The 8898-nt window shown below is 36.7% G+C and carries 16 protein-coding genes; 15 read left to right on the top strand and 1 reads right to left on the bottom strand.

The window, feature by feature from the left end:
* Both QZN27_RS07115 and QZN27_RS07120 read left to right on the top strand, forming a co-directional pair.
* The coding region (locus QZN27_RS07115; RefSeq protein WP_296785673.1) for a metal-dependent hydrolase at window positions 1–433 on the top strand (433 nt) is incomplete at its 5' end.
* Window positions 433–672, top strand: coding sequence for a metal-dependent hydrolase (locus QZN27_RS07120; RefSeq protein ID WP_296785674.1), 240 nt, complete (start codon window positions 433–435; stop codon window positions 670–672). The genes QZN27_RS07115 and QZN27_RS07120, both read left to right, overlap by 1 nt.
* On the opposite strand, the gene QZN27_RS07125 is transcribed toward QZN27_RS07120, so the two are convergent.
* On the bottom strand, window positions 669–1634 hold the full coding sequence (locus QZN27_RS07125; protein WP_296785677.1) for an arsenic resistance protein: 966 nt from the start codon (window positions 1632–1634) through the stop codon (window positions 669–671). The genes QZN27_RS07120 and QZN27_RS07125 overlap by 4 nt on opposite strands.
* Window positions 1635–1928: 294 nt before the next feature.
* On the opposite strand from QZN27_RS07125, the gene QZN27_RS07130 reads away from it, so the two are divergent.
* The 13 genes from QZN27_RS07130 to QZN27_RS07190 are packed head-to-tail and all read left to right on the top strand — an operon-like array spanning window position 1929 to window position 8712.
* The gene (locus QZN27_RS07130; RefSeq protein WP_296785680.1) at window positions 1929–2243 is read left to right on the top strand and encodes a monovalent cation/H+ antiporter subunit E; all 315 of its coding nucleotides are present in this window, start codon (window positions 1929–1931) and stop codon (window positions 2241–2243) included.
* A gap of 30 nt (window positions 2244–2273) precedes the next feature.
* Window positions 2274–2540: a hypothetical protein gene (locus QZN27_RS07135; protein WP_296785682.1), complete on the top strand. Its 267-nt coding sequence runs from the start codon at window positions 2274–2276 to the stop codon at window positions 2538–2540.
* Entirely contained in the window at window positions 2537–2959 is a 423-nt protein-coding gene (locus QZN27_RS07140; RefSeq protein ID WP_296785685.1) for a cation:proton antiporter, read from the top strand. Before QZN27_RS07135 ends, QZN27_RS07140 begins: the two co-directional genes overlap by 4 nt.
* 2 nt (window positions 2960–2961) lie before the next feature.
* The gene (locus QZN27_RS07145) at window positions 2962–3195 is read left to right on the top strand and encodes a DUF4040 domain-containing protein (protein ID WP_296785688.1); all 234 of its coding nucleotides are present in this window, start codon (window positions 2962–2964) and stop codon (window positions 3193–3195) included.
* Window positions 3195–3581, top strand: coding sequence for a cation:proton antiporter subunit C (locus tag QZN27_RS07150; protein ID WP_296785691.1), 387 nt, complete (start codon window positions 3195–3197; stop codon window positions 3579–3581). The genes QZN27_RS07145 and QZN27_RS07150 overlap by 1 nt, the downstream gene beginning before the upstream one ends.
* Window positions 3574–5028 carry an energy conserving hydrogenase EhbF gene (gene ehbF, locus QZN27_RS07155; RefSeq protein ID WP_296785695.1) on the top strand — a complete coding sequence of 485 codons (1455 nt, stop codon included), beginning with the start codon at window positions 3574–3576 and terminating at the stop codon, window positions 5026–5028. The genes QZN27_RS07150 and ehbF overlap by 8 nt, the downstream gene beginning before the upstream one ends.
* The gene (locus QZN27_RS07160; RefSeq protein ID WP_296785697.1) at window positions 5025–5360 is read left to right on the top strand and encodes a hydrogenase; all 336 of its coding nucleotides are present in this window, start codon (window positions 5025–5027) and stop codon (window positions 5358–5360) included. Before ehbF ends, QZN27_RS07160 begins: the two co-directional genes overlap by 4 nt.
* A complete protein-coding gene (locus QZN27_RS07165) occupies window positions 5353–5631 on the top strand; it encodes an EhbH (RefSeq protein WP_296785701.1) in 279 nt (92 codons plus the stop codon). Before QZN27_RS07160 ends, QZN27_RS07165 begins: the two co-directional genes overlap by 8 nt.
* A complete protein-coding gene (locus QZN27_RS07170) occupies window positions 5628–6104 on the top strand; it encodes an MnhB domain-containing protein (protein WP_296785704.1) in 477 nt (158 codons plus the stop codon). The genes QZN27_RS07165 and QZN27_RS07170 overlap by 4 nt, the downstream gene beginning before the upstream one ends.
* Window positions 6101–6352: an energy-converting hydrogenase B subunit J gene (locus QZN27_RS07175; protein ID WP_296785708.1), complete on the top strand. Its 252-nt coding sequence runs from the start codon at window positions 6101–6103 to the stop codon at window positions 6350–6352. Before QZN27_RS07170 ends, QZN27_RS07175 begins: the two co-directional genes overlap by 4 nt.
* Before the next feature lie 11 nt (window positions 6353–6363).
* Entirely contained in the window at window positions 6364–7773 is a 1410-nt protein-coding gene (locus QZN27_RS07180) for a 4Fe-4S binding protein (protein WP_296785711.1), read from the top strand.
* On the top strand, window positions 7774–8265 hold the full coding sequence (locus QZN27_RS07185) for a 4Fe-4S dicluster domain-containing protein (RefSeq protein WP_296785714.1): 492 nt from the start codon (window positions 7774–7776) through the stop codon (window positions 8263–8265).
* On the top strand, window positions 8266–8712 hold the full coding sequence (locus QZN27_RS07190) for an NADH-quinone oxidoreductase subunit B family protein (protein WP_296785716.1): 447 nt from the start codon (window positions 8266–8268) through the stop codon (window positions 8710–8712).
* The last annotated feature ends 186 nt before the right edge of the window (window positions 8713–8898 follow it).

Genomic DNA, 8898 nt, shown 5'->3' on the forward strand with positions numbered 1-8898 from the left:
TTCAATATTTGCAGTTCTACTTTCGTTGATGTTTTTTCACAATCCTCTAACAATTGCTTTAACATTAATCGGTGCAAATATTCCGGATTTTGACCATGATTTCAAACGCGAAAATGTTTATAGGATGATTATTTTGGGATTGATAGTGTTCATTTCACTTTATATCCTTAAATTACCTTATTATATCGGTTTGATTATTGTTTTTTTAGGCGCAACGTTTTATTTTTCCGAACATCGGAGTTTTACGCATTCCATTTTCGGTGCTTTGACATTAGCATCGGCGGTCAGTCTGATATTGATTTGGGCGTTTCAGCTAACTACATTCTTAACTGTTTTGGAAAATCATTATATGGTAATGGCAATTCTAATTGCTCTTTTAAGCTTTCTGTTTTTAAACAAGAAAGTTCTGATGGTTTTTCTACCGTCTTTATAGTGCCTGCAGCGGAAATCAACTATATTGAAATTGTTTTGGCATTGTTTTTAGGCTTGTTTTCACATATCATATTGGATGCATTTACTCCTGCAGGAATTAAGATATTCGCTCCATTGTCATCTAAAAAAGTTCACAGGAATTTTGGGCTTAGCATGATATTGTTATTGGCGGTTCTCTCCCTATTATATCATATTCCAATGCTCTTCGAATTGTATGGGCATTATATTTTGGCCACCTAGAAATTGCCGCAGACAAAGAACAGTCCTGAGTTTTTAATCCACAGACAGAATCTGGAAACGATATATAGTATTGGAAGCTCTATCAGCGGTCCGATTACCAGTGCCATCGCTATCAGTTCATGACCCGGAAATGAATTTATCGCTATTGCAAGTGCCAGTGGTGAATTTCTGGCCAAAGTTGTCATGGTCAGGCTTGCATACTCAGGATATGTAAAATTAATTTTTTCAGATAATAATAAATCAATTATTGCATTCGCTGTGAAAAATATGATTAGAGGAATGAATATTTTCACATTTGATTCCAGATTGCTGTATAGTAGTTCTCCCTGGCTTGCGAATATGCAGAACACGGCCAATAACAGAAACCAGATCTGCAGGCTACTGAATGACTTTATCACTTTGTCTTTTAAATCATTTTTTAAGATGAATTTGACGATTTGTGATGCGATGAATGGTATTACGATAACGATTATCAGTGAATATGCAAGCTGATTGTAATCTAGGTTTATTCCATTTGAAAAGAATATTATAAGGTAAATCGGAAGCAGTACAATCTGTAGGATTAGATTAATCGGCAGGATGGATAGACTCAGTGTCAAGTCACCTTTTGCAAGCTTGGTAAACACCAGGTACCAGTCGGTACACGGGGTCAGTATCAGCATGAAAAATCCGACCAGTATGTCCACGTTTCCTTTCAGAAAAAGTGTCCCCAAAAAGTATCCGAATAATGGGGTCCATAGAAAATTGATTATCAGGCTTGTCAGACTGAATTTAACATTCTTGAAGCTGTTCTTCAATTCGTTCAATGGTATTTCAAGGAATAATCCGAAAAGCATTAGACATAAAAACAGGGTTATCATATTGCCGGTGTTTTGGGCAATAATGCTGACATTGGAAAGCAGCAGTCCCAATATTATTGCAAAAAATATTATAATGGGCTCAATTTTTTCGACTAAATCCATTGTATCACTTTTTTAGGTATAACTAAATCTGTATATTATCATATATAATATTTTCATGTATGTATCAAATCGTTTAATTTTTGGTTTAACTGTTGATTTGACAGTATTTAATTAATTTAAGTGGCATTTTCGTTCATGTATATTTTTTTAATATTTTTAACAATGTTAATCTATTTTTTGAATATTATTTTTAAAAAAGCATAACTTTATAATGAATAATCATGATAAATAATAATATTACTAATTAGTCAGTAATATGGCTATTATTAATATTAATGAAATGGAGCTTGTTTAATGTTTTTGACTAGAATTGGCTATGGAATTATATATTTCTTAGTCCTTATTTACGAAATCATAAAAGCAACAATTGATGTTGCTTTTAATGGAGTTATGAGGAGAAATATTGATCCTATTGTCGTTGATATTGAAACAGTTTTGGAGAGACCTGTTTCACAGACAATTTTAGCAAACAGTATTTCTTTAACTCCGGGTACCTTGTCTGTTGATTTGGACAGCGAGAATAACATTATCAAAGTAGCTGCTATTTCTCCAAGAAAAAAAGAGGATATTATTCCTTTTGAACCTTATATAAAGAAAATGTTGGAATAATTCATTTTCAAAAAAGACGAGTGAGATAGTATGGATATATTGTTTATTTCAAAATTTATTTTGGTTATTGCAATAATTATAATGCTGCTAGCCACCATAAGGGCAAGTGCATATAAATCCACATCCATGGGACTTTTAGGAAGTTCCGTTGTTATTAATGCACTCGCATTAGTGTTACTTGTAGGTGGGGAGTTATATAATCTTGCATTCTATAGAGATATATCTTTAGCTTTAATATTCTTTGGTTTTGTAGGAACTATTGCTTTCGCTGTAACCGTAGGAGGGGAAGATAAATGATAGAATATATTCAATCAGCCCTTCTCATCATTGCAGCATTTTTGATTATTATCTCAGCAATAGGTCTTATTAGCTTAAGCAAAGATACTAAAAATGCAGTATATGGAAGAATCCACATTGTGGGTTTGTTTGATGTTGCATGTATTATTGCTATGATTGGCCTTGGCCAATATCTCTTGGCTGGTGTCTACTTTATTTTAGCACCGTTTTCAGCACATGCAATAGCTAATGCTTATTGGAAAAAAGAAGATAGAGAAAATAATGCTGATTTAATGACAGTTGAAGAAGAGGTAGATGAAAATCATCCATTTTTACATCCTAAAGAAAAGATGCAGGCTTTGGAAAGTGAAAATTCTGAAAAGCTTAAGGCGGATGACAGATTTTCAGTTACTACCATAGAGATTGATGAGGGTGAGTAGTCATGATAGAAATAATATTGTGTATTGTAATAGTATTAAGCGCAATTCTTGCTCTTATTCAAAAGGATTTATTTAAAGCAGCAATTTTAACCGGTATTTCCGGCGCATCAGTTGCAGTATTGTTTCAGGTATTGCTTGCACCGGATGTTGCCTTGACACAGGCAATTGTTGAAGGGGCAATCATACCGATATTCATTGCACTGGCTGTTAAGAAGACTCAAAGGAGTGATGGCTGATGGCTGATGTACAACTTGTGATATTGTTGACCTCTGTTGCTTTAGTCGTAATAGGGCTTTATTCAGCAATTTTCATTGACAATATCATCAAAAAGATTATTGGTATCAGTTTCATTGAAGAGGGAGTAAACCTTTTCATTGTTGCTATCGGTTATAAGGCAGGCGGTGTCGTGCCGATCTTAATGCCTGGAATGGATACCTCATGGTTCGCTACAAACGCAGCATATCCTTTGCCATTCGGTTTGGTGCTTACCAGTATTGTAATCGGCGCAAGTACTCTGGCAGTAATGCTTGCTTTAGTAATGGTTTTATACAGAAGATACGGCACATTATCTACAAAAGTAATGTTGGCTGACACATCAAAACGGGAGGAATACGATGAATGAATTAATTCCACTTATGGTTATTGTTCCTTTAATGGCAGCATTATTGATCAGTGCCTTTTCAAAATTCAACACTGTAACTAAGATTTTTGCATTTGTTGTGGCAATATGTCTGCCGTTAATTCCGCTTCTGTCCAATTATGGTCTTCACTACTTCGGTGGTTATGAGCCTATTCTAGATGGTGCGGCAAATATGATGTATCATCCGGCAATCACATATTCATTCACATTCCTGCAGCAAATATTCATAGGAGCCATTGGACTTTTAACATTCCTGGTAATCTTCATTTACCTGACAAAATACAGAAAAGTCTCAGGACCATACCTGTTCCTACTGTTCTTAGGTACTGCAGCAGTGACCGCAATGATTTTGACTGACGACATATTCCACATGTTTGTGTTCTTTGAGATATTGGCACTTGCACAGGTGGGAATTGTAGCTGCATCTTCAATTGACTACAGTTATGAAATGGCCTTGAAGTACATGGTTTTAGGATCTATCGGTTCTCCAATGATGCTTTTAGGAATTGGATTCCTGTTGGCATTGACCGGTAGTGTAAATGTTACAGATATTGCAGCGGCTGTTCACAACGGTTTGGTTGACGCAACTTCTCCAGTATTTTTATTATCACTCGCATTAATATTCTTTGGTTGGTTATACGCATCCGGTTTACCACCATTCCATACAATAAAATCTGGAATCTATTCAAAAGCCGAACCTCATGGCGCAGCTTTATTGCAGTCATTTACAGTCATTTCAATGATTTCAATCGTATTAATAATGTTTAGAATTTACGCTTCACTTCCAATCTTTGAAGTTCTCATAGTCTTCTTCTCTATCTTAGCTATGATATTGGGCGTCTCTCTCGCACTTACCCAAACAGACTTCAGAAGAATGATTGGATTTTTAGCGGTAGGTGAATTAGGTTTCATCGGGTTAGGTATTGGGCTTGGAACAAACTTTTCAATTACAGCAGGACTTTTCCAAGCATTGAATGAAATCGTAATCACTGCATTATTATTCATAGGATTTGGCGCAATCGTAAATGCAACAAATGAAGTGGATACAAGAAAATTAGGCGGACTTCTCGCATACCATCCTAAAGTGGCCATTATGCTTCTGATTGGTGGTCTTGCAATGGCAGGTGTTCCTCCATTAAGCGGTTTCCAATCCAAATTGATGCTTGTTCAGGCGTCATTAAGTTGCGGATTCCCGGAAATATCCATTTTGGCGATTATGGTAAGTATTGCCACATTTGTAGTATTTGTAAAAACATATTACACAATGTTTTTAAAACCGAAACCAAATGACTTAGAACTGGAAGGAAAAGAAGTTCCAAGAGCTATGATTTTCGCAATGGGAGTGTTATTAATCATTGTTATACTGTTAGGTATCTTCCCAGATGTCGTTACAAACGGAATTTCTAACTTTGTAGGAGGGATATTATGAAACTGTATGATCAGATATTCAATGTTGTAAAGCAATTCAGAAAATTGTTTTCACCTGGACCTGTTACCAATGCGGACGTTTCAGGAAGCCTTACAGCAGAAATATTTTTAATCGTATCATTGGTTCTGTCTGCAATATTGCTCAGGCATGTAAATGTCTTGCTTGCAGGAATCTTTACCTTGGCACTGGCCATAGTGCTGATTTATAGTATTCCGCTTATTCCAAAGTTCAAGATAGAACAGGAAGATTCACTTGAAAAAATGCTGTTCTATGCAATTGTAACACTTGCGCTTATAGCCGTATTCATGTACTGGGGTGGTAATCTTGTCTAATACTACAATACGCAATTTGCTTGCAGCAATCTTAACAGCAATCTTTTCAGTTACATTATTCGACGCGATATATCATATAAGTGATATGATTTATCCTGGTGTAAGCTTAATCTATAATACTTTAGGAACTAAAATTGCTCCGAATATGGTAACAGTTGTTATCTTTGATTTCAGAGCATACGATACTTTAGGAGAATCAATTATATTGTTGACTGCTGGATTAGTAGTTTTACTAATATTTGGCAGAGGATTACTGGGGGATAAAAGATGAGTCAGGGTAGTATAATCTTAAAACTTATATCTTTACCGATTTCAATCATATTAATCTGTTTAGGTATAATGACCATTCTTGGGGGTCACATCACTCCTGGTGGAGGTTTCCAAGGTGGTGCAATGATAGCAAGCGGAATTATATTATCTGTTCTTGTCTATGGATTAGGTAATTCCCCATTTGAATTGTCACATGCATATATTGAAGTTTTAGAATCTGTTGGTGCGTTAGGTTTCGTAATATTCGGATTGGTGGGATTGTTTGTTGGAGGTTTCTATCTCTACAATGTGGGAACTGATCTCCTTAATGTCGTTCCTCAAGCTATCCAGTCTGTATTGCATTATCCTGATGTTACAAATGCAGGTATCATTCCATACCTGAACATATTTGTAGGTTTGAAGGTATTTGCAGGATTATCCGCAATCGCAATCGCATTTGCAGGTTTTAAGAAATATGTCGAGGAGGGTGAATGATGGTAATCATAGGGCCAATAATAATAGCACTGATATTGGGAATAATCATAGGTTCACAAATCAAGACCCATAACGGAGATACCCATTTCACTCTTGGAGCATTTATAGTGATACTTATTGCAGGAATTATTGTAGCATGGCAATCCGGCAATTATCCGTTTTACACAGACTTGCCGATATCAACTGCATTTTTATCTGCATTAATAGGAATTTTTGTAGGCAAACTAATATTTGCAAGGAGTAAATAAGGGGTTTTAAAATGTTTTTATCAACTAATACATGTAATGAAAATGAAAATTGTATTAAGTCATGTCCTACAAAATCCATCAGATTAGTCAACGGCGTTCCATTCAGTTGCCTTACCTGCGGAATCTGTTATGATAACTGTCCAAACCATGCAATATTTAAAAACGGCTATGGGGGATATGTGGTTGACAGGGCCAAATGTAACGGCTGTGGAATGTGCATGTACAACTGCCCTACAAATAACATCCATATAGATGACGGAATAGTATATGGTATCTGTTCACGCTGTGGCGTTTGTGCAGAGAAATTCCCTGAATGTCGTGTTGACGGATTTGAATTTGAAAAGGAAAAGCAAATCAATTTAATCAGGTCATTCAATATCCTGAATCCGCCATTGGATAACGTTCCTTCAAAAAGCGAAAGCAAGGTCAAGGAAGTTTCAAGGACTTACTTTGGAACAGATACAGAAAAATGTATTTTGTGCGGCAGATGTAAGGAATACTGTCCGACAGGTGCGATTCATGTTAAAGTGGATAGGGATGAAGGAATCTGTCGTGAATGCAGAATATGTGCAGATGTTTGTCCAAACCAATCAATGAACAAGCATCAGATGGTAAATACAACCTCCTGTACACTTTGTCTGAACTGTATGAAGGCATGTCCTAACAATGCGATTTCAGTTGACGATTTCAAAATCATTGTGAATAAATTGAACCAGAAACCTGACGGCAAAATCATATCCTGTCTAAATTGCGGATTATGTGCTGATTTGTGTGAAAACGAATCACATAAAAATGTCGACGGCAAATTGAGATATGATCCGACAATAGATACGGAAAACGTTACACATGATATTGCCATTAGTCACTGTCCGGTTCACACATTGCGTGAAGATGAGGAAATGTTCATTTATGATGAGTTTTCAGATGAAGAGCTTCCTGCACTTGCAGGCTTCTGTGTAAGCTGCGGAAAATGTGTGCAGGTCTGTGATGAGGTCAATGCACGTCAGCTAATGACCCACACATGGGATGGCAAGGTTACAGACGACTGCATTTCCTGTGGAATCTGTGTTGAAATGTGTCAGGAAGATGCGATTACATTGCATAGGGGCAAAATCTCAGTAGATATGGACAAATGTATTTTATGCGAAAATTGTGCAGTGCACTGTCCTGTTGATGCGATTCCTAAATCAACAATGTACAAGAATGAGATTACAGATGGATTCAACTTCATCGAGCAAAAATTATGTATGCATTGTGGAATCTGTCATGGAATCTGTTCATATGATGCAATAGAAGAAATTGATGGCAATTATGTGGTTAATGAAGAGAAATGTACTTATTGTGGAGCATGCAAGAACGCCTGTCCTGCAAGGGCATTTTTATTCGAAAGAAATTTTAAAGATTCAATAGAGGGTATTTAAATGAGCAGTTTACTTAGAATAGCTTTGGAAGGAGCTTTTACCAACTTTAAAAGAATCTTTTTTGCAGCTGATAGGGTTACAGATATGGAATTGAGAAACCAAATCGCAACACTGTCAGTGGAAGTTGATGACAGGGTTGACGAAAAGGCCTGTATCGGATGTGCGGGCTGTGCCAATGTCTGTCCGACTGGTGCAATTGAGATGAAAGAATTAGCAAATCCAGTTAAAATCACTGACGATTGGACTAAAAAGGAAGTGCCTGAAATTACTCTCGAAAAATGTGTTGTATGTTACTATTGTCATGACTTCTGTCCGGTCTACTCCCTTTATGGTGAAAAGGGAACAATACATCCGAGCAATGTTGGAGACCAGGAAGTTGACATCACAGAAACAATGTCACAGCCATTTAAGATTTCAGACGACAAGCTCAAATTCATTGCACAATATTTATCAGATAATACAGTATTGAAGAATAGAGAGGAGGGTGATTAGATGGGAATTAAATCATTTTCAAGAGCAAGGGCAATACACGTCATGCTTGTTTATACAGGCGGATGCAACGGTTGCGATATCGAAATTGTAAACTCAATTCTATCACCTAGATTTGATGCTGAGCAATATAATGTGTTTTTAACTTGGAATCCTCGTGAAGCTGATGTATTGGTTGTCACAGGACCTGTTACACATTTGAATAGAAAGCCATTGGAAGCAATTTATGAAGCCATTCCTAACCCTAAGCTGGTTGTGGCTGCAGGAAGTTGCGCTCTGATGGGTGGTGTTTATAAGAACTGTTATGGTGACATTCCTTCAGAGGAAATTGAAGGGCCGGTTGAAAATATCATACCTGTTGCCGCAAAGGTTCCGGGTTGTGCCGTAAGGCCTCAGGATGTTTTGGCTGGTGTAGTATCACTTTTACCTACATTATTAGATGCGGATTAGAGGGGATTTGATGGATAAGAAAGTACCAAGAAGCAATATTATTGAAACAGAAATTCCAATGGGTACAGTTCACCCTGCTGCATTGGAACCATATAGGGTAAGGTTTTTTGTAGAGGACGAAATCGTTCAGGAAGCCGAAATCACTATTGGTGTTAATCATAGGGGTATTGAAAGGATCATGGAAGG

Origin of the sequence: uncultured Methanobrevibacter sp., assembly GCF_900316895.1 — an archaeon.
Taxonomy (GTDB): Archaea; Methanobacteriota; Methanobacteria; order Methanobacteriales; family Methanobacteriaceae; genus Methanocatella.

Coding starts and splice junctions, on each gene's coding strand:
- QZN27_RS07175 (WP_296785708.1), top strand. CDS start 6,101: ATGATGGTAATCATAGGGCCAATAATAATAGCACTGATATTGGGAATA.
- QZN27_RS07145 (WP_296785688.1), top strand. CDS start 2,962: ATGATAGAAATAATATTGTGTATTGTAATAGTATTAAGCGCAATTCTT.
- QZN27_RS07180 (WP_296785711.1), top strand. CDS start 6,364: ATGTTTTTATCAACTAATACATGTAATGAAAATGAAAATTGTATTAAG.
- QZN27_RS07125 (WP_296785677.1), bottom strand. CDS start 1,634: ATGGATTTAGTCGAAAAAATTGAGCCCATTATAATATTTTTTGCAATA.
- QZN27_RS07150 (WP_296785691.1), top strand. CDS start 3,195: ATGGCTGATGTACAACTTGTGATATTGTTGACCTCTGTTGCTTTAGTC.
- QZN27_RS07130 (WP_296785680.1), top strand. CDS start 1,929: ATGTTTTTGACTAGAATTGGCTATGGAATTATATATTTCTTAGTCCTT.
- ehbF (WP_296785695.1), top strand. CDS start 3,574: ATGAATGAATTAATTCCACTTATGGTTATTGTTCCTTTAATGGCAGCA.
- QZN27_RS07170 (WP_296785704.1), top strand. CDS start 5,628: ATGAGTCAGGGTAGTATAATCTTAAAACTTATATCTTTACCGATTTCA.
- QZN27_RS07140 (WP_296785685.1), top strand. CDS start 2,537: ATGATAGAATATATTCAATCAGCCCTTCTCATCATTGCAGCATTTTTG.
- QZN27_RS07160 (WP_296785697.1), top strand. CDS start 5,025: ATGAAACTGTATGATCAGATATTCAATGTTGTAAAGCAATTCAGAAAA.
- QZN27_RS07185 (WP_296785714.1), top strand. CDS start 7,774: ATGAGCAGTTTACTTAGAATAGCTTTGGAAGGAGCTTTTACCAACTTT.
- QZN27_RS07135 (WP_296785682.1), top strand. CDS start 2,274: ATGGATATATTGTTTATTTCAAAATTTATTTTGGTTATTGCAATAATT.
- QZN27_RS07190 (WP_296785716.1), top strand. CDS start 8,266: ATGGGAATTAAATCATTTTCAAGAGCAAGGGCAATACACGTCATGCTT.